Origin of the sequence: Microbulbifer celer (assembly GCF_020991125.1) — a bacterium.
Lineage (GTDB): Bacteria > Pseudomonadota > Gammaproteobacteria > Pseudomonadales > Cellvibrionaceae > Microbulbifer > Microbulbifer celer.
Genome location: NZ_CP087715.1, coordinates 2,099,620 through 2,118,444, shown reverse-complemented (window position 1 = coordinate 2,118,444; position 18,825 = coordinate 2,099,620). Strand labels below are relative to the sequence as shown.

16 protein-coding genes, 1 tRNA gene and 1 pseudogene are annotated in these 18,825 nt (G+C 57.5%); 13 read left to right on the top strand and 5 right to left on the bottom strand.

Annotation, left to right across the window (positions count from 1 at the left end; all coding sequences use genetic code 11):
* Positions 1-18: 18 nt before the first annotated feature.
* Positions 19-106, top strand: a tRNA-Ser gene (locus LPW13_RS08895).
* A gap of 165 nt (positions 107-271) precedes the next feature.
* Here LPW13_RS08895 and LPW13_RS08890 read toward each other — a convergent pair.
* The 3 genes from LPW13_RS08890 to LPW13_RS08880 form a co-directional block, all read right to left on the bottom strand.
* Positions 272-748, bottom strand: a complete 477-nt coding sequence (locus LPW13_RS08890) for a nucleoside deaminase (protein ID WP_230439076.1) — start codon at positions 746-748, stop codon at positions 272-274.
* Positions 738-1,352, bottom strand: coding sequence for an ankyrin repeat domain-containing protein (locus LPW13_RS08885; protein WP_230439075.1), 615 nt, complete (start codon positions 1,350-1,352; stop codon positions 738-740). The genes LPW13_RS08890 and LPW13_RS08885 overlap by 11 nt, the downstream gene beginning before the upstream one ends.
* A gap of 121 nt (positions 1,353-1,473) precedes the next feature.
* The gene (locus LPW13_RS08880) at positions 1,474-2,931 is read right to left on the bottom strand and encodes an amidohydrolase family protein (protein ID WP_230439074.1); all 1,458 of its coding nucleotides are present in this window, start codon (positions 2,929-2,931) and stop codon (positions 1,474-1,476) included.
* A gap of 107 nt (positions 2,932-3,038) precedes the next feature.
* On the opposite strand from LPW13_RS08880, the gene LPW13_RS08875 reads away from it, so the two are divergent.
* Positions 3,039-3,911: a LysR family transcriptional regulator gene (locus LPW13_RS08875; RefSeq protein ID WP_230439073.1), complete on the top strand. Its 873-nt coding sequence runs from the start codon at positions 3,039-3,041 to the stop codon at positions 3,909-3,911.
* A 99-nt stretch (positions 3,912-4,010) separates the two neighbouring features.
* Positions 4,011-4,235, top strand: a pseudogene (locus LPW13_RS18245) (GFA family protein); the annotation flags it as partial.
* Here the strand turns inward: LPW13_RS18245 and LPW13_RS08870 are convergent.
* Together LPW13_RS08870 and LPW13_RS08865 are read right to left on the bottom strand one after the other, a co-directional pair.
* Entirely contained in the window at positions 4,232-7,369 is a 3,138-nt protein-coding gene (locus LPW13_RS08870; protein ID WP_230439072.1) for an efflux RND transporter permease subunit, read from the bottom strand. The pseudogene LPW13_RS18245 and the gene LPW13_RS08870 sit on opposite strands and share 4 nt — an antisense overlap.
* Positions 7,370-7,381: 12 nt before the next feature.
* On the bottom strand, positions 7,382-8,560 hold the full coding sequence (locus LPW13_RS08865) for an efflux RND transporter periplasmic adaptor subunit (protein WP_230439071.1): 1,179 nt from the start codon (positions 8,558-8,560) through the stop codon (positions 7,382-7,384).
* 346 nt (positions 8,561-8,906) lie between these two features.
* Here LPW13_RS08865 and LPW13_RS08860 point away from each other — a divergent pair, with 346 nt between their 5' ends.
* From LPW13_RS08860 to LPW13_RS18170, 10 genes are all read left to right on the top strand, one after another.
* Positions 8,907-9,938, top strand: a complete 1,032-nt coding sequence (locus LPW13_RS08860; protein WP_230439070.1) for an isoaspartyl peptidase/L-asparaginase family protein — start codon at positions 8,907-8,909, stop codon at positions 9,936-9,938.
* A 360-nt stretch (positions 9,939-10,298) separates the two neighbouring features.
* Positions 10,299-10,661, top strand: a complete 363-nt coding sequence (locus LPW13_RS08855) for a mechanosensitive ion channel family protein (protein WP_230439069.1) — start codon at positions 10,299-10,301, stop codon at positions 10,659-10,661.
* A 110-nt stretch (positions 10,662-10,771) separates the two neighbouring features.
* Positions 10,772-11,719 (top strand): SphA family protein, encoded by a 948-nt coding sequence (locus tag LPW13_RS08850; protein WP_230439068.1) that lies wholly within the window; start codon positions 10,772-10,774, stop codon positions 11,717-11,719.
* A 76-nt stretch (positions 11,720-11,795) separates the two neighbouring features.
* On the top strand, positions 11,796-13,238 hold the full coding sequence (locus LPW13_RS08845) for a DUF1254 domain-containing protein (protein ID WP_230439067.1): 1,443 nt from the start codon (positions 11,796-11,798) through the stop codon (positions 13,236-13,238).
* 15 nt (positions 13,239-13,253) lie between these two features.
* The gene (locus LPW13_RS08840; RefSeq protein ID WP_230439066.1) at positions 13,254-13,922 is read left to right on the top strand and encodes a DUF1254 domain-containing protein; all 669 of its coding nucleotides are present in this window, start codon (positions 13,254-13,256) and stop codon (positions 13,920-13,922) included.
* 13 nt (positions 13,923-13,935) lie between these two features.
* Complete coding sequence (locus LPW13_RS08835) at positions 13,936-14,646, top strand: DUF1254 domain-containing protein (RefSeq protein WP_230439065.1); 711 nt, start codon at positions 13,936-13,938, stop codon at positions 14,644-14,646.
* A gap of 588 nt (positions 14,647-15,234) precedes the next feature.
* On the top strand, positions 15,235-15,417 hold the full coding sequence (locus LPW13_RS08830; protein WP_230439064.1) for a cupin domain-containing protein: 183 nt from the start codon (positions 15,235-15,237) through the stop codon (positions 15,415-15,417).
* Positions 15,418-15,425: 8 nt separating this feature from the next.
* Positions 15,426-15,620, top strand: a complete 195-nt coding sequence (locus tag LPW13_RS08825) for a Na+/H+ antiporter NhaC family protein (RefSeq protein WP_377564326.1) — start codon at positions 15,426-15,428, stop codon at positions 15,618-15,620.
* Between the two features lie 11 nt (positions 15,621-15,631).
* Positions 15,632-17,593: an aminotransferase class I/II-fold pyridoxal phosphate-dependent enzyme gene (locus tag LPW13_RS08820; protein ID WP_230439062.1), complete on the top strand. Its 1,962-nt coding sequence runs from the start codon at positions 15,632-15,634 to the stop codon at positions 17,591-17,593.
* A gap of 302 nt (positions 17,594-17,895) precedes the next feature.
* Positions 17,896-18,024, top strand: a complete 129-nt coding sequence (locus tag LPW13_RS18170) for a hypothetical protein (protein ID WP_268932695.1) — start codon at positions 17,896-17,898, stop codon at positions 18,022-18,024.
* Positions 18,025-18,825: the final 801 nt, after the last annotated feature.

Below are 18,825 nucleotides of genomic sequence, written 5' to 3'. Positions count from 1 at the left end.
ATTAAACGCAGACAATTTGGTGAGGTGTCCGAGTGGCTGAAGGAGCACGCCTGGAAAGTGTGTATACCGCAAGGTATCGAGGGTTCGAATCCCTCCCTCACCGCCATATACGAAAGGGTCCGATGCGAAAGCATCGGGCCCTTTTTCGTATATGGCGGTGAGGGGGATTTGGATGAGAGCCCCGTTCGAGCCGTAGGCGCGCAGCGCCGGAGACCAGCGAGTGAGTAATATCGGTCTTTAACGGCCGGCTCAACGTCAACGGTATTCGCCGCTAGTCTGTCTGATCGCCCTGCTGTTTGTGCCAGTGGGCGTAGAGATCGGTGCGCGATTCGGGGCGCACCGGCACATGGCGGATTTTCATGGACTGCTCGGCGAAGGGTTTTGCCAGTTCCGCATAGATGGCTTTTGTGGAAAGTCCATAGGGCGCGCCGTCCTCGTTCGAATAGGCATATACCACTTCGCCGACGCCAGCCAAGGTCATGGCGGCCATGCACATGGGGCAGGGGTGGCCACTGGCGAAGACAGTACAGCCTGTGAGATTTGGCGATGCCAGCTTTCCGCTCGCAGCCCGTATCGCGTTTAGCTCCGCGTGGGCGGTGGGATCGTTCTCGCGGTGAATTTCGTTCACTCCGGTCGCCAGCACACGCCCATCTTTGACGACGACTGCGCCGAAGGGGCGGCCGCCGCTATCGACGTTGGCACGTGCGAGGTCGATCGCCTCGCGCAGAAAACGCTGTTCATTGGCCATGTTTTGTGTCCTTTTCGGTAGCTGCCGCCAGGAGTATTCTCTCGATCTCTGGGTGGCGACGCTGGCGTGCATGTTGTTGGGGTGTGACGCCTTTGCGGTCGGCAATATCAACGTCCGCCCCGGCCCGCACGAGGAGATCGACTATCTTTTGGTGGTCAGGGCCGCCGTCGCCGAGGATGATGGCCTCCAGGAGTGCGGTCCAACCGAGATTGTTGACGTGGTCGATATCGACCCCCGCTTCGATCAGGGTGCGGACCGTCTCGACATGGCCGCGTTCGGCGGCCGGGATAAGCGCGGTGCCCCCGTAGCGGTTAGTGCTTTTCAGGTCAGCGCCATGCTCGAGCGTCATCTTGAGTATCTCGAGATGACCGCGCGCACCCGCGTAAAGATAGGGGCTGTCGTTGATCCTGTCCCGGGCATTGACATCGGCTCCGGCATCAATCAATGCCCGGGCGGCGTCGATCCTGTTTGCGTGCGTCGCGACCAGGAGCGCCGTTCGTCCGCGCCCGTCCTTTGCGTCGATGTTTGCTCCCCTCGCGAGAATATCCTGAATAGCTGCTACATCATCGCGTCCGGCGGCCTCGCGCAGCTTGCTCTCGTTCACTGACTGACCCGATGCCAATAGTGGGTATGCGATTGTGAATAGCACGATCGAAGCATATATCCCGAAAACTTTGCGCATTGGTTATCTCTCCATATGGGTTGAGGGACGAGGCGGATCGCCCCTATTTGGCCGCGTCTATATCCCAGGCGGCGACCCTGGTGCGCGTGTCGGCCAGTATGCGATCCAGCGCAGACCGGTCCTGGACGGCGCCGCGCAGAAGCACGGTATGAATGGCGCGGGTCGCGCGGATATCCTCCAGTGGATTGCGCTCCAGCAGCACCAGGTCGGCGGCTTTGCCCTCGTCGATGGATCCATATCGATCCAACAGGCCGAACCACGCCGGTCCCGCGCGGGTTGCGGCCGACAGTGCCTGCGCCGGCGTCAGACCCAGTTCCACAAACAGCGCCAGCTCATCGTGCAGGCCGATTCCCGGATAGTTGAACGAGTTCAGGAAGCCCGCATCGGTACCGGCCATGATAGTGACACCCGCCTCCTGAAGCATCGGAATGACGGCGGCGACGCGCTGATAGCGGGCGTGTCTCTGCTCGATCTGTGCCGGCGTGGCCCCGGCGGCACGCTTGACGCGCCACTGGTAGGTTTCCCTCAGTCCCGGACCGATATAGGCGAGGTAGTCGTCATCCCGGTGATCGTCATGGTCGAGATAGGCGATTATCCGCGAGCCGTTTAGGGTCGGCGTGACGAATACGTCCTTTGCGGCGAGATTCTGATAGGCGGCCATGGCGGTGTCGCGGTCGAAGCCGGTGTCCAGGCGCGCGCGCGCTTCTGCCCGGGTGATGCGACCGGCCGCGAAATCGGCGGCGATTTCGGCCTCATCCTTGGCGCCGGCGTTGTAGGCGTAACCCAGATGCTCGATGGAGCTGAGCCCCGCATCCACGGCCTGGCCCAGGGTGAGCTGCATGGGAATGTGGCCGGAGGTGCGCAGGCCCGCGCCCCGCGCCTGCCTCAGGGCGTACAGGAAGAGCTCCGGTTTGAGGGTGCTGTCGGTGACCTTCACGAAGTCGACGTCGAGCGCCTGCAGATACTCTATCGCTCTATCGACGTCGGCCTTCGAGCCGGTTTCGATGGTGCCCTTCCAGACCGGATCCATGCCCTCGATCTTGGGGCCGGAACTCAGCAGGGTGGGGCCGAACAGGGAGCCCTCGGCGATCTCCCTGCGCCAGTCGAGCACGGGCAGGGGAATATCGCCCGAGGCGTCGCGGACCGTGGTGACGCCGTGGGCCACGTACAGTGGCAACAGCGCCCGGTTCTCTTCGATAAGCGCCTCACCGCCGCCGAAGTGTACATGCATATCCCACAGGCCGGGGATCAGGTAGCGGTTGCGGCCGTCCACCGTCTGCTTGCTACTCCAGTTCCCGGCCACTTCGGCGTCCTTGCCCACCGCAACGATGCGGTCGCCCAGGGTGGCGACGGCTTGGTCGGGCAGCAGCTGTGCACGCTCGACGTCCACGATGGTGGCGTGACGGATGATGACATCCGCCTGGTTCCGGGCTGCGGCCTGGAGGGGGTTGAGTGAAACGGCCGCGAGGACGGCTAAGGCGGCGGTGAGCAGCTTTCTCATTGCGAGTAATCCCTGGTTGTATCGGTGTGCAGGCAGATATATCGCGCTGGAGAGTCATTTACAAATTAGATATCTTTATTCTTTGTATCCATTTTTGTAATGGCCTTATGCTCGATCCCCGTCTTCTCCGTGCTTTCGTCACCATCGTCGATGCAGGTAGTTTCACGGCCGCGGCCGGCCGGCTGCATATGACGCAGTCCACCATCAGCCAGCAACTCGGTCGGCTCGAGCAGGCAGTGGGCCGGACGCTTATCGAGCGCGCGGCTCGACCGGTCAGGCCGACTGCGTCCGGCGAACGACTCCTCGGCCATGCACGACGGATTCTTTCACTCGAATCGGAAGCGATGGCGCTGCTCTCAGAGTCGGTTGGGACTTCTGCCATCCGTATCGGGCTGCCGGACGATATAGTGACTTCGAGGTTGAGCAGGGAGTTTGCGGCTTTCTCTGAGCAGCATCGCGAGGTCCGGCTCGATGTGACAACCGGGTTAAGCCGCGACCTCAGCAAACGCTTTCGAGCCGGTGAGTTCGATGTGGTGGTAGTGAAGGAGCCCACCGCCAGCGCCGATCATCGCGCGACCTTTCCCGAGGCCGTCGGCTGGTTTGAAGCTGCGAACACCGCAGGGGACTGGCCCGACCCAATCCCGCTGGTCGCCTTTCCGGTTGGCGGCCTCTACCGCGAAGCCATGTTCGAGAGGATCGAGCGCGAGCGGCGGAGTTGGTATGTCGCCTTTACCGGCAGTAGTCTGAATAGCGTGCTTGTTGCCGTCGAAGCGGGACTGGGTCTTTCGCTCCTGCCGCTCGGAGCGACTGCCAAATACAATGTCCGGCTGAATGAGTCTTTTGGCCGGGAGCCCGACATGGTGGTTTCTATTTACTCCTGGGAGGGTGCCGGCCATATCGGTGAAGTGGTGGAGCAAATCACGAAGGTCCTGGCCGACCGGTTTGAGTCTCAGGGTTGTTCACGAAACAGTCGCGGATGACAACCACCCGCTTGCAGTCGCAGGAGCCCAGGTAGGGCGCCTTGAGTTGTCTGATCGCTTCTACGAAATCACCGGCGAGCCCGGCCCACTTTCAATAGCCATTGCTCAAAGTGCCGTCGTTGGCTCGGCGCGGTCTTCGGAACCCGGGCCACCATCAAGTCCACGTGGCTGAAAGGGGAAGAGCATCTCTCCGGCCATCACTCCTCGGAAAATACCGTCAAAACATTCTGTTCCATCTGCGGTTCAAGCCTGATAAGTACTTACGAGCAAGCCCCGCCACAAAATGCCGGGGCTTTCGTTTGTCGGGCAGTGAAATCGAGTTAGTCGGCCACCGCAACCTGCCCGGTCTCGCTCTTCCGTGTTCTGAATAGTGCTTTCTTTAGGCGTGCCGCCGCAGCACCAATATCCACCCCGATCCCGTACAACGCCGGCACCAGTAACAGGGTGACGAAGAAGGCAACAAGTACCCCAAACGCCAGCGCCACCACAATCGGCTGCAGGAAGGCGGCCTGGATACTGCGTTCCATCATCATCGGCATCAGTCCTACGATGGTGGTAATCGTAGTCAGCAGGATTGGGCGGAAACGGGCCACGCCGGCTTCGACTACGGCTTTCAACGGCGCCATGCCTTTGTCGCGCAGTCGGTTACAGTGATCCATCAGTACCAGGTTGTCGTTGACCACCACACCCGCTGCGGCGGCGATACCGAAGTAACTGAAAATCGCCATGGTCATATTCATGATGCCGTGCCCGAAGATGGCGCCCACAAAGGCGAAGGGGATGGCGATCAGAATCAGGATCGGCTGGGAATAACTGCGGAAGGCAATCGCCAGCAGGCTGTACATGGCGAAGAATGCCATGGTGTAGAGCCCGAGAACTTCCTGAAGAAACCGCTTTTCACCTTCCGCCTGGCCAACCGCGCCGCGAATGATGCCCGGGTAGCGCTTCTCCCATTCCGGGAAGAAATTCTTGTTCAGGTCTTCCATGATCTCGCCGCGGACATCGTCTTTCAGGTCCGCCATTACCCGCGCCGCGCGGTTGCCGTTCCAGCGCTGGATGCGTTTGATGCCTGGCGCGTATTCCAGGTCGGCGACTGCCAGTAGTGGTAACTCGCGACCGTCGCTGGTGCGCACACGGAAATCTTTCAGGCTCTCGATCGAGCGGCGGGATTCCAGCGGGTAGCGGACCATCACTTTCACGTCCTGTCCGGCCCGCGGGAGGCGCTGCACTTCTTCGCCGAAGTAGGCCTGGCGCACCTGGCGGTTGACGTCTGCCAGGGTCAGGCCGAGTTTGGTGGCGCCGGGTTTCAGCTCGATGCGAATTTCTTCCGAGGCGCCTTCGAGATTGTTGCGTATATCGTACAGGCTCTCATAGCTGCGCAGCTGCTCTTCCAGGTCGGCAGTCGCTTCGCGCAGTACATCCAGATCCGGGTGGCGAATGGAGAGCTCGAACCCGGGGCCGCTGTTATTGAAGGAGTACTGTACGGATACTTCTTTCGCATCCGGAATATCCCCGAGTAGTTCGCGCAGGCGCAGCGCCGCTTCCTTGGCGGACATCTCGCGGACTTCCGGTGGTGCCAGTTTGACGATGGCCATCACGCTGTCGCGACGGGAGCGGGTATACCAGTTTTCGATCAATATTCCGTTGCCGTCAGTGCGCTGATTGACTTCCTCTTCCAGGCGCTTTTCCGCGTCTTGCAGTTGTGCCAGTACTTCCAGTGCGCGGCTGTAGGGCGCGCCCTCGGGCATCACTACATTGACGATGACTTCGTCGGATTCAATTTCCGGGGAGAAGCTTTTCTTGACCCAGCCATTATTGAACAGCCCGAAGCCGATCATCAGCACCGCGACGAAAATGCTCGCAGTCAGGTAGCGGCGATCAACCGCCCACTGTCCAATGCGGCGATAGTGATTCTGCGCGAAGTACACAATCTTATCCGCAATCCCTTTCTGGATGCGCCCGAAGCGACCGAGCTTTGTTCGGGGCTTCAGGTTGCTGAGGTGCGCGGGCAGAATCAGCAGGGATTCAATCAGGGAGAACAGCAGTGCGAGAATGACGACCCAGGTAATGTGGCGGGTGAACTCGCTGGTGGAACCGCTGATAAAAATCCACGGCAGGAAGGCAAAGATGGTGGTGACTACCGCAAATACCACGGGCTTGGCCACCAGCTGGGTGCCCAGTACCGCGGCACTCAGGCCGCCACCGGGGTGCTGGTGTTCCGGGTTGTGGGATTCTGTATGAATGCTTTCACCCACCACAATCGCATCGTCCACCACGATACCCAGCACCAGCAGAAAGGCGAATGTGGATAGCATATTCAGGGAGACGCCGACACTCGGTAGCAACACAAAGGCACCGGCGTAGGCGGTGGCAATGCCAATGGCAACCCAGAATGCCACCTTGGGGCGCAGGCTGAATACCAGTACCAGCAATACCAGTAACAAACCCTGAAAAGCGGAGCTGCCAATGGTATCCAGTCGGCCTTTGAAATCTTCGGCGTTGTCCGTCCACAGGGTGAGTTTGGCACCGGCGGGCAGGGTTTTACTGCGCTCTTCGATCCACTGGTTGATGGAATTGGAGGCAGTGATGATATCCATGGTCTCGGTGCTCATCACCTGCAGCAGTACCGCGGGTTCGCCATTCAGTGTGGCCAGGATCTCATTGTCTTCGAAGCCGTCGACCACCGTGGCCACATCGCCCACGCGAATGGTGCCGCCATCGGCGGTCTGGCGCACGATGATGTCGGCAAACTCCTGCTCGGAATCCGCCTGATTGCGCACTTTCAATTGGTAGGCACCCACCTCGGTGCGCACCGTGCCAGCAGACTGATTGATGGAGCTGTTGCGGATGGCGTCCGCCACCTCCTGAAAAGTCAGGTCGTAACGGTGCAGCGCCACTTCGCTGACCTCGACGGAGACTTCCTCCATGCGGGTACCAAACAGTTCCACGATAGAGACCGCGGGCAGGGTGGCGGCTTCGCGGCGTAACTCTTCTGCCAGTCGCTTCAGTTCGCGTTCGCCCAGGTCGCCGTGTACCGCAACCCGCATAAATTCCTGCCGGTTGACCCACTGATGGACCTGTGGCGGTTCGATATCCCGGGGAAAGGAGGAAATGCCGTCGACACGGATTTTCACGTCGTTCATGAAGCGTGAGAAATCCACGGTGGTTTCCGCCAGAATGTAAACCTCGCCGTGACCTTCAGAGGAAGATGAGCGGACCCAGTCGATATTGTCCAGATCACTGACGGCCTCTTCGATGCGGGCGACGATCTGTTCTTCTACATCCTGGGGCGAGGCGCCGGGCCAGGAGACATTGATGGCGAGGCCGGGAAAGCGCACCTGCGGATCCATTTCCCGTTCCATGCTGGCGAAGCCGATGATCCCGGCAACAAAGATGCCGATCATGGCGAGGTTGGCGGCGACGCTGTTGCGCGCCCACCAGGCGATCAAACTGTTCATGTGCGCACTCCGTTACTTGCGGGCCAGCTGGGTAATGGGCTGAACTTGCATACCGTCTACGGCATTGGCAACCGCAGATGTCACCACGCGTTCGCCATTGCGGATACCGGAGGCTACGACAACGCGATTTTCCGAAGTAGACAGGGTTTCGACGGTGCGAATATCCAGGCGGTCGTCTTCATCAACCACATACACTTTGTCGGCACTGCGCAGTGCCGTACGCGGTACGACCACGGCGTGACGTTCCCTGGTGCCTTCGGCTTCCGCGGTCACGAATAGGCCTACAGCGAGTGGTACGCCATTGCTGGCCCCTGCACCGTAGGGGTCATTGACCTCGGCCACGGCATAGATCAGGCGGGTCTGTTGATCCACTGCAGCCTGAGTGCGCACAATGCGTCCGTGCCACTGGTGTTGTTCGGAGCCGACCAGAGCGGAGAGGGCAACCTGCGGTCCCGGCGCTTTATCGCTGGCGACAAAGCCCATGGGGAGGTCGAGTTCCTGTAGTTGGGAGTCTGTCAGTGGCAGCCGGATCTCTACACGGTCGGTGGCGAATACCCGGCCCAGCGCGGTGCTGGCGGTAACGTACTGGCCGATTCCCACTTCGCGGTTAATCACGCGGCCGCGGAACGGCAGCTTGATTTTGGTGCGGGCGAGGTTGCGCTGGGCATCTGCCAGTTCCGCCTGTGCGGAACGCAGGTTGGCTTCTGCTTCCAATACCTGCGGCAGGTTGACCTGCAGTGGGGTGGGTTCTTTGTTGGGGTTCAACTTCAGCCACTGCTGGCGCTTGATGGAGGCTGCCGCTTTGGCTTGCAGCAACAGGACTTCCGCCTGCGCAACGCCGGCTTCCGCGCGGGCCACTGCCAGCTTGTAGTTGGCATCGTCCAACTGGATCAACGTTTCTCCGGGCTCGAAGCCTGCACCTTCGGCGAAGCTGTCGGAAATGGCGACAATGCGGCCGGACACTTCCGGGGTGAGATCGATTTCCGTATGGGGGCGGACTTCCCCCTGAGTGTTCACGGCAAGATGAACGGCTTCCTCGCGGGCCTCGGTGTAGGCCAGTGATACCAGGCGCTGTGCTTCTTCTTCCTTTTTTTCCGGTTCAGGTTTGGCTGCACCGAGAAATTTAACGGCCCCAAAGCCCAGTGCCAGCACCAGCAACGGCGCGGCGGTTTTCAACCATTTCTTGTTCATGGATCTCATCTTGCCTGAGTTGTTTTGTCTGCCTGTGGCGGCAGTCCCTGTTGTTATCGGGGTCGATAGAATCACGGAACCCGATGGGTGGCTACGCCGCGAGCGCCGGAGCGAACCGGTTCAGCGGCGAGTGAGTGCCAACGTGGTAAAGGACGGTATGGCGAATGGATTTGGATGCACGGGTGGCAAAATTTATTCGCTGTGAGAAAACTCGGCACTCTGGCATGCTTGCTGGCACTGCGAGAGCGAGTGAATTACTTTTATGTCAGCAAAGACAGCTTTCTTGTGCCTGTATTCATCCAATCCATTAACCGCAGGAACCATGAAGCGAGCTAGGAAGAGAACTATGAATAAAATACTGTGCCTGATCGCCGGCTTACTATTGATCAGCTTTCATACACTCGCGGCTGAAGATCAGCTGCCATTTGCCATCGCTATTCACGGTGGCGCAGGCACCATCGAAAAATCCAGTTTAACGCCGGAACAGGAGACGGCCTATCGAGACAAGCTGGAAGAGGCGCTGAATGCCGGGTATGCGGTGTTGGACGAGGGCGGTGACAGCCTGGACGCGGTAGTGGCGGCGATCAACGTCATGGAGAACTCGCCGTTATTCAACGCGGGCAAGGGCGCGGTGTACACCTATGACGGCACCCACGAGCTCGATGCCTCCATCATGGACGGCAGAACCCGGGAGGCGGGGGCCGTGGCCGGTGTCAAACGGATTGCCAACCCCATCAACCTGGCGCGGATGGTGATGGAAGACTCCCCATTCGTGATGCTGTCCGGGGCAGGTGCGGAAGAGTTCGCCAAATCTCGCAGTGTGCGGATGGTCGACAATAAAACCTTTGATACTGAGCGACGCCGCAAGCAGCTGGACAAGGCCAGGGAAAAACTCGATCGTGAGAACAAGCAGGACAATGACTACAAGGCGTCCGTGGAGGCGCTGCCGATTTCCTCTCGGGTGGGGACGGTAGGCGCGGTGGCTTTGGACAGGCACGGCAACTTGGCCGCGGGCACGTCTACCGGTGGCATGACGGCCAAGCGTTACGGACGGATCGGGGATTCCCCGGTAATCGGTGCCGGCACCTTTGCGGATAACCGCAGCTGTGCGGTCTCCGCCACTGGCCATGGTGAGTACTTCATCCGCTACAACGTCGCCGCCGATATCTGCGCCCGTGTGCAGTACCAGGGTCAGCCTGCGGCAGCGGCAGCGGAGGAGGTCATCCATAAAGTGCTGTTGCCAGTGGGCGGCACCGGCGGCGTTATTGTTCTGGACGCTGACGGCAATATTGCCATGCCGTTCAATACCGAAGGTATGTATCGTGGCAGCCGCAGCAGTGGTGGGGCGGCCAATACCGCCATCTTTAAAGACGAATAAAGCGCTTGAAACCAGGGCGGGGCGGGAATTGAGTGCCCCAACCTCTCTACCCCTTGTTGCAACCTCAACTCTTGTTTCTGGATTGAGTTTTCTTGATTGAAAGCGCAGCGCGGATAACTCTGTCGAGGTTGTTATGTGGAAATGCTCTTCGGGAAAGTGGCTGCTGGCCCTGTGGCTGGCAGAAAGCTACATTGAGTCGTCGGAAAAAGTGCATGGAGAAAATCTCAATGCACACTTGCTGCGTTTTGTGGCCCGCACGCTGAGTGTAGCCGGAATCATCACCATTATATTCGTGCTCACCCGCCGCCTTCGGGCCCCCTGTTCAGTCTGATTGCGGGCTTCGGTGTCGGTGGTGTAGCGGTGGAGCTGGCTGCCCAGAGCTTGATTGAGAACTTCATCGGCAGTCTTAATCTGTTTGGCGATAAACCGGTTCGGATCGGTGACTTTTGCCGCTATGGCGAAGACGTCGGACCGGACTACCAGCGTATCGGCACGGTGGAGTCCATCGGCACGCGCTCGACCCGTATTCGGGGGGGGGATCAGGCGCTCACTACCATTCCCAATGCCGATTTCTGCAAGATGCCCATCGTCAATTACACCCAGCGTGGGTGTCTGGACCGCGGCAAACAGCTGCCATTCCCATATTTCACCACCGGATACCGGCACAAGTACCGCGACACCCTGGACTATCCTCCCGACGGTTCTCCCGGTGCTTCTGGCTAACCTGGTTTAACCGGGCTGGGATCATAATGGAACCGGATATTTCCGAAAGAGCCTGAAAATTATCTCGAGCGAATCTACAGTTGTGAAAGGGTCACCCGAATGATTCTTTTATGCAAAGAAATGCTGTCGTACATTTATTCCTCTTGCTGTTATTGCTGCCCACTCGCGCCTTTGCCACCGAGGGTGCCCTAGGGCGCGCCGCTACTGGAGCGCAGGGCACTTTTTACGCAGGTCTGGTGCCCCCGGAACCCGGGTTCAGTTTCCAGCTCACTTACCTCGGCTACAGCGGTAGTATCCGGGGCCAGCGCGAAGTGCCGATCGCCGGCGAACTCGCAGTGGGGCTGGACGCCACCCTGAACATCATGTCGTTGACTGGTAGCTATGTGTGGGATACCGGCCCCGGCAAATGGAATTTCGCCTCCATGGTTACCGTGCCCTTTATTCACGTGACGGCGAGGGCAGAGGCCACTCTGGCCCCTTTTACCACCAGCAATAGCGACCGCCAGAGCGGTCTGTTCGATGTCTACTTTGCACCGGTGATTGCCGGGCGTCACTTCAGCGAAACCCGCCACCTGTCGCTGTCTCTCTACCTCTACGCCCCTACCGGTGACTACGATGTCCGCCGGCTCGCCAATCCGGGGCTGAACACCTGGACCTTCTCCCCGACCGCAGGCTACACCCAGTTGATGCAAAACGGGACTCTGGAATGGAGCAGTCTTGCGGCCGTGGATTTTTACACTGAAAACAAGAAAACGAATATCCATAACGGCGCCGTGTTCCGACTGGATTCTGTGCTGGTGAAACGGTGCAACAACGGATTTGGTTACGGTTTGGCCGGGGGGTGGATACGGCAAATAGAGGATGACACCGGGCCACTGGTGGACCGGTTGGGTGGATTCCGCGGCCGCGCATTGTCATTGGGGCCACTGGTCACCTATAGCTGGAGCTGGCTCGACAAGAAACAGGCCACCGTCTCGGCGCGCTGGATGCGGGAATTCGAGGTCAAGCGGCGGCTGGAGGGAAATCCATTCATGCTTACATTCAGCTTGCAATTCTGAGGTACTGCTCGATTGTGTTCTCGATAGTCTGTTTCGCTAGCAAGCACCTGTTGAGTCCTGAGCGAGGAAACCACTGATGATACCAACCCCAAAGATATGGCGCCTGATCGCAACACTTCTTCTGTTGTCGCTATCGCTGGCTTCGGTTGCGGAGCCCGGACGGCCGATTTCCTCCGATGAAGCCAAAGCCCTCGCGCGGGATGTCTATCTATATGCCTATCCGATCGTGCTGATGGATATCACCATGCGGCAGGTGACTAATGTGGCGGACGCGGAAACGATGCCGATGAGGGCGCCGATCAATCAGTTCGCGCACTTTCGTCAATACCCGGAAGCTGACTCCAGAGATGTGGTGCGCTTTAATTTCGACACCCTTTATTCTTTTGCCTGGCTGGACCTCAGCGAGGAGCCGATGATCCTCTCGTTGCCGGATACCGGTGAGCGCTACTACCTCATGCCCATGCTCGACATGTGGACCGACGTGTTCTCGGTACCCGGCACGCGCACGACCGGCAATCGCGTCGGGCACTTTGCCATTGCGGGGCCCAACTGGGATGGAGATCTGCCGACGGGCGTGGACCTTATTCGGGCGCCCACACCCGTCGTCTGGCTTATGGGTCGCACGCAGACCAACGGCCCGGATGACTACGTCAATGTCCATAAACTGCAGGATGCCTACAGACTCACGCCGTTGAGTCGCTGGGGACAGGACTATTCGCCGCCAGAAAAGCTCCCCACCAATCCGAAAATCGACAACCGCACCGACCCGCTGAAGCAGGTCAACAGTTTGAGCGGCGTGGAACTGCTGACACGCTTCTCCCGACTGCTCGAGACACATCCAGCGCACTTCAACGATTACCCGATTCTGTTTCAGATGCAGCGGCTGGGGCTGGGCCCGGACGGTGAATTCGATCCAGACAAACTGTCTCCGGCGGTGGCCGACGCCATCAATAGCGCCGCCCGCGAGACGATCGCCGACCTGCAACGGGCTGTTGCCGAGGGCACCATCGGAGAAGTGCAGAATGGCTGGAACTACTTAGTGGAAGGCATGGGCACCTACGGCACTTCATATCGACGGCGCGCCCTGGTCGCGATGGCGGGCCTCGGCGCCAATCTCCCCGAGGATGCCATCTACCCCAATGCCATTGTCGATGCCGATGGCGATCCCACCAGTGGCAAACACCGCTATGTTCTGCACTTTGAGAAAGGCCAATTACCAGCGGTAAACGCCTTCTGGTCTCTGACCATGTACGACATGGACGGCTTTCAGGTGCCCAACCCGCTGAACCGGTTCGCGATTGGAGACAGAGACAAGCTGAAGTTCAATCCAGATGGCTCTCTCGATATCTATATCCAGCACGAATCCCCCGGGAAAGCACGCGAGTCCAATTGGCTACCCGCGCCCGAAGGCCGCTTCCAGGTAATGATGCGCATGTACTCGCCAAAAGCCGAAGTCCTGCGTGAGGGCCCGCGTCTGCCGCCTCTTGAAAAAATCACTCCGTTAACCAGCCGCGAATAAGGAGTATCACCAGCGATGAGTACTTTGCGTGTTACAACGTTTTTTCTGTCTCTACTGCTGCTACCCGCGGCCCACAGCGCGGAGACGGTTTCCGCTCAGGAGACGCGCGAAATTGCGCGGGATGCCTACATCTATGCCTATCCACTGGTGTTGATGCATGTGAGCAGAGAGGTATCGACCAATGTCGAGGAGCCGCAGTTTCCCCTCGCTCCGATCAACCAGATCGCTCATGCGAAGAGCTTTCCCGATGCCAGCATGGACATCATCGCCAGCCCCAATGCAGACACACTCTACAGCTCGATGCAATTCGATGTGTCGGACGAGCCTCTGATCGTGACAGTGCCGGACTCGGGCGGCCGCTACTACCTGCTGCCGTTTCTCGATGAATGGACCGATGTGTTCACTGTGCCCGGTAAGCGCACCACCGGCACCGCTGCGCAGACTTTTGCTATTGTGGGGCCCGGCTGGCAAGGTGAATTGCCGGAGGGGGTGACCCGCTACGATAGCCCCACCACCACTGGTTGGCTGGGAGGCCGAGTGCAGACCAATGGCAAGGCTGATTACGAGGCCGTGCATAAATTTCAACAGGGACTCAAGGCGGTTCCGCTGAGCGCCTACGGCAAGTCCTATACGGCGCCCAAAGGCCGTGTCGACCCAAAAACAGGATATGAGCCCACCGGTTGACCAGGTGGCAAAGATGGGAGCAGCGGAATTCTTTTCACTGTTCGTCGAACTGGCGAAAAAAAATCCGCCCCATGCCCACGACTACCCGATTCTTGACCGTATGAAACGCATCGGCATTGTCCCGGGTAGCAGCTTCTCTTTAGAAGCTCAGTCGAAAACTGTCCGGCAGTCACTCGAGTCAGCGCGGGAGGCGGCGCTACCACACATCATGGATGCCTGGAAAAAATCCGCGACATTGATTAACGGCTGGAGCATGAATCTCAGTGGCATGGGCAATTACGGCACCAACTATCTGCGCCGGGCCGCGGTCGCTTTCGGCGGGCTTGGCGCTAATGTTCCGGACGATGCCGTCTATCCCACGGCCTTCGTGGATGCAGATGGTGAGCCGCTGCGCAGCGACCGACGCTACGTCATGCACTTCGACAAAGACGAAATGCCACCGGCGCGCGCTTTCTGGTCCCTGACCATGTACAACGACCGCCAGCTGTTCGCAGACAACCCCATCGACCGCTACGCGATCGGCGATCGTGACAAGCTCACATTCAACCCGGACGGTTCACTGGACTTGTACATTCAGCGCGAATCGCCCGGTGCGGGCAAGGAATCCAACTGGCTTCCGACACCTGCAGACGGTAATTTCTCCCTGATGATGCGGCTCTACTGGCCAGCACTAGAAGTGCTGGACGGATCCTGGGCGCCGCCACAGGTAAAGCGTAACAATTGAGCTTGATCTTCCGCTATACAGTAATTGAGGCTGGCTGTCGCCGCCCGGCAGGCGACAGCCCCAAGACTGAGATAATTCTTTGTAAAACAGAGGTTTGTCTATTTTCTGTTATTGCTGTTGGATTCGCGAGCTTCTGGAAACCCACAATTTCCGGTAGGCGATTTCTTCAATCTGAAGACAAAAATAAATCACAAAAACTGATCCAACAAATAGAAGAGCCGCCATAATTACCGCGTGGCGCAACAACCCCTACCCTCCGATCCCAAAAAAACATAGCATCCAAACCAAACACGAAAATCGATAAAGTTTATACAAAAATATATGAATAAAAGACCATTAAAAAACAGAATAATAAACAAATATACTTCAGGATCAGAAAATGAAGAATGATGTAACCGATTGCTTCAATTGTGGGGAAGACCTGGAAGGTGCAGGAATAAAACAGCTTATGGAAAGCAGAGAAAACTGGGGTTTTAAAGCACTACCGTCGCATACTCCCGGAATGCCGGAAATAACTATTTACAGAATCATTGCACAGTCAGAGGGGAAGATCCCTTCGCACAAGTACCCCATCATAAGCTGTTGCGCATGCTCAGAGGCGAGATTATCGTCATGTCGGAAAAGGGCAATAAATTTGTCATTAACGCCGGAAAAGCCGCAATAGAAGCGGTCGATAAATGGCATGGCGGACATGATTCCAGCCACGTCACCGTTGAGTTTATCGCTTTCTATTCTGGAGTCACTGAAAAAACCACAATTATTCTTGCCTAGAACCGACGCTGTTTGTGGCAGCGGTGCTGTCCGGTGGCATCTTCGGCGATCACGCCTCACCCATTTCCGATACCACCATCGTCTCGTCGCTGGTCGCCGGTATCGAACATATCGACCACGTGCGCACCCAGCTGCCCTGCGCACTGATAGCTGGTGCCATCAGCGCGGTCGGCTTCGTAGTGCTGGGCCTGACCATTTTGTAGGAGTGTGCCGCATGAGAAACTGCGACATTGTACTGGTCACAGACGACGCCGGCTTCGGCGCGCGCTGGGTTGAACAACTGACACAGGCGCTCAACAGCGATCGCGACTCTCCGCTGCGGTTGGGTTTTTTCCAGACCGACAGTACGGGGTTGGACGAATTCCTGCGGCGGGGATCCACACAGATTGTGGTTCTGGATGAGGGCAGCCTGGAATCGGCGCAGATGGCGGAGTGCTACCACCGCCTGAAAGAACGGCGCGCGGAAATCGACAGCGTGCTGTTGACGACCGGCAAAGCGCCGGCGAGCGACCAGGTTTTCGACAGCATCCTGTCGCGGGCGGAGCCTAACTACGGCATCGTCTACCGCACCCTGCAGCGCATACTGCTGGAGCGAACCGCCACGCCTTTCGCCGACGCACTGAAGGAATATGCCTACGCGGCGCGGGACTCCTGGCACACGCCGGGGCATTCCAGCGGCGACAGCCTCAGAGACAGTCCCTGGCTGTCGGATTTCTACCGTTTTATGGGCGAGCATATTTTCACTGCCGACCTCTCCGTCAGTGTCAAAATGCTCGATTCGCTGATGGATCCGATCAGTGTCATTCGCCAGTCACAACAGCTGGCAGCCAGGACTTTCGGCGCCGCGCACAGCTATTTCATTACCAACGGCACCTCCACCTCCAACAAGATTGTGTTGCAGCATATGCTGCGCCAGGGCGAGCGCGTGATCGTGGATCGCAACTGCCACAAGTCCGTTCACCACGCGGTGATCATGACCAGTGCTGTGCCGGTGTATCTGGAGTCTTCGGTCAACCAGCACTATGGCGTCTACGGCCCGGTTGCCAAAGCCGCTATTTTCGCGGCTATCGACAGCAACCCGAACGCGCGTATGCTGGTGCTCACCTCCTGCACCTACGACGGCCTGCGCTACGATTTGAAACCGATTATCGACAACGCTCACAGCTGCGGCCTCTACGTGCTGATCGACGAAGCCTGGTATGCACACGGGCGTTTTCACCCGCACCTGCGGCCCACGGCGCTGGAGTGTGGTGCGGATTTCGTCACCCAGTCGACTCACAAGATGCTGTCGGCCTTCTCCCAGGCCAGCATGATCCATGTGGGTACCGGGGTAAAAGATTTCGATGCGGCGGGCTTTCGGCAGGATATCAATATGCATACCTCCACCAGCCCGCAGTACGGCATGATCGCGAGCCTGGATGTGGCGCGCAAACAGATGAGTATCGAGGGTTATGAAGTCCTCGAGCGTACCCTGGCATACGCCGCCGATATCCGCGACTTCGTACGCGATGCCACGCCGTTCCGTTGTCTCGACGCGGAAGACCTGTGTAGTGCGGAACTGGCCGATGACGGCATTCAGCTGGATCCGACCAAGGTCACCGTCGATGTCGGTTGCGCCGGCCTGTCGGCGCCGCTGGCACAGCAGCGGCTGTTTATCGAATTCGGTATTCAGGTGGAGAAGAGTACCCACAACACGCTGTCTTTCCTGGTGACCATTGGCACCACCGAGAGCAAGGTGTTGCGCCTCAAGCAGGCGCTGGCGAAATTGTCCGCCAGCCGCGGTCCCGACGCCGCCGGCGAGGGGCCGCTGCCGGCGCTGAGTGACATCCGGGTATTGCCACGCACGGCCTATTTTTCCCGCGGCGAAAAGCTGGTCTTGAAACGGGAGGGCGCTTCCGCATTAGTCGGCCGCGTGGCCTGTGACGAAATCGTGCCGTTTCCACCTGGTGTTCCGCTGCTGGTACCGGGACAGGAGATTACCTCAGAAATTCTCGACGCCACCCTGACCTATGTTTTCGGGCGCGAGGGTCTGGAAATACACGGTTTGAGACGCAAGGGCGGAGAGGTGGCATTGCGGGTGATGACGCCTGCAGAGGAGTCAGCCGGTGTGCTCGAATTGCGGCGGACGTCTGCCATTGAAAGCGTACTGACTGACTTGAATGAACTCTCTTTGTAGGATGGGAAAAGAAGCACAGCGATGTGCCCTACGGACACACGAATTTCTGGAAATCTACAATTTTTGGTAGGCGATTTCTGCGACCTGAAAACAAAAATAAATCACAAAAGCTGATCTGACAAATAGAAGAACCGCCATAATTTCCACGTGGCGCAACAACCTCTCACTCTCCCGGCAAAAAAAATATAGTATCCAAACCAAACACGCAAGTCGCAAAATTTTATATGAAAAACGAATAGAAGACTTTAAAAAAATGCAGAATCATATCAGAGTCATAAACAAATATATTACAGGATGAGAAAATGAAAGCTGATGTAACCGGCTGCTGTAGCTACGGGGGAAGCCTGAAAGGTGTAGGAATAAAAGAGCTTATAAAGAGCAGCGATATCTGGGATTCTGAAACACTACCAACTTACAGGGAAAGAGAGTAACGCTACTTATTTGTGAGGAGGTTTCCCGCTACCATGACGCTTGAGAAATTGTACAAGAGCTTTGCAGCCTTCTCCGAGCTACAGCCATATACCGTATCAACGGTGCAAACGCGGTTTCCCGGGACAACCCGTACAGTTATGGTTATGTCTCATTTGGTGGTAGTGAAAAAGCTCTTTCCCTACTTCATTCTCCCGAAAATGGAAAATGCTGTCTTATCGCACTGGGAAATGATTTTTACGAATAAACGACTGGATTGCCCCTCCCTTTCTTTCGATAATGCTTGGGTATTTAGCAGTAACACACAAGGCTATGGACCTGCTAATGGAAGTCGCGATCGCAGGTTCTCAGGGCGCTACCGATTGATATCGGGATGTATCAGAATCAACGCTTTAAAGCTAATAGATTCCCTTGATAAATCCGAACTCAGAACAATACGCTACCCTCAATTTGGGAACCTGAACAAACCTCACAGAAAGAGTCCTGTGAATTCTGGTTTCGTTAACCTGGATAATTTCTATAACGAAATAGACAACCTTTGGCGAGAGGATAGTCTAGGTTTTGATGATATTTGCATGTCTTACAAAGATCGACAGTATGTCACGCAACGACCAAATGATAACTGCCCTTTTTGCTCATTCTATCGTGGTTCTGCAATGGGGGTGGTAGTGCAGTAGATGCCAAAATTCCTAGCCCCGATAAGTGGTTTTTGTCTTCACTGGGGATGGCTGTTTTCTCTTGTTCTCCGGGAGTATGGCAGAAGTGAAGGGTTTTGGTATTAACGTTTTTGTTTTAAATGATGG

Coding starts and splice junctions, on each gene's coding strand:
- LPW13_RS08840 (WP_230439066.1), top strand. CDS start 13,254: ATGAGTACTTTGCGTGTTACAACGTTTTTTCTGTCTCTACTGCTGCTA.
- LPW13_RS08830 (WP_230439064.1), top strand. CDS start 15,235: ATGCTCAGAGGCGAGATTATCGTCATGTCGGAAAAGGGCAATAAATTT.
- LPW13_RS08820 (WP_230439062.1), top strand. CDS start 15,632: ATGAGAAACTGCGACATTGTACTGGTCACAGACGACGCCGGCTTCGGC.
- LPW13_RS08890 (WP_230439076.1), bottom strand. CDS start 748: ATGGCCAATGAACAGCGTTTTCTGCGCGAGGCGATCGACCTCGCACGT.
- LPW13_RS08880 (WP_230439074.1), bottom strand. CDS start 2,931: ATGAGAAAGCTGCTCACCGCCGCCTTAGCCGTCCTCGCGGCCGTTTCA.
- LPW13_RS08845 (WP_230439067.1), top strand. CDS start 11,796: ATGATACCAACCCCAAAGATATGGCGCCTGATCGCAACACTTCTTCTG.
- LPW13_RS08850 (WP_230439068.1), top strand. CDS start 10,772: ATGCAAAGAAATGCTGTCGTACATTTATTCCTCTTGCTGTTATTGCTG.
- LPW13_RS08860 (WP_230439070.1), top strand. CDS start 8,907: ATGAATAAAATACTGTGCCTGATCGCCGGCTTACTATTGATCAGCTTT.
- LPW13_RS08870 (WP_230439072.1), bottom strand. CDS start 7,369: ATGAACAGTTTGATCGCCTGGTGGGCGCGCAACAGCGTCGCCGCCAAC.
- LPW13_RS18170 (WP_268932695.1), top strand. CDS start 17,896: ATGAAAGCTGATGTAACCGGCTGCTGTAGCTACGGGGGAAGCCTGAAA.
- LPW13_RS08865 (WP_230439071.1), bottom strand. CDS start 8,560: ATGAACAAGAAATGGTTGAAAACCGCCGCGCCGTTGCTGGTGCTGGCA.
- LPW13_RS08875 (WP_230439073.1), top strand. CDS start 3,039: ATGCTCGATCCCCGTCTTCTCCGTGCTTTCGTCACCATCGTCGATGCA.
- LPW13_RS08835 (WP_230439065.1), top strand. CDS start 13,936: ATGGGAGCAGCGGAATTCTTTTCACTGTTCGTCGAACTGGCGAAAAAA.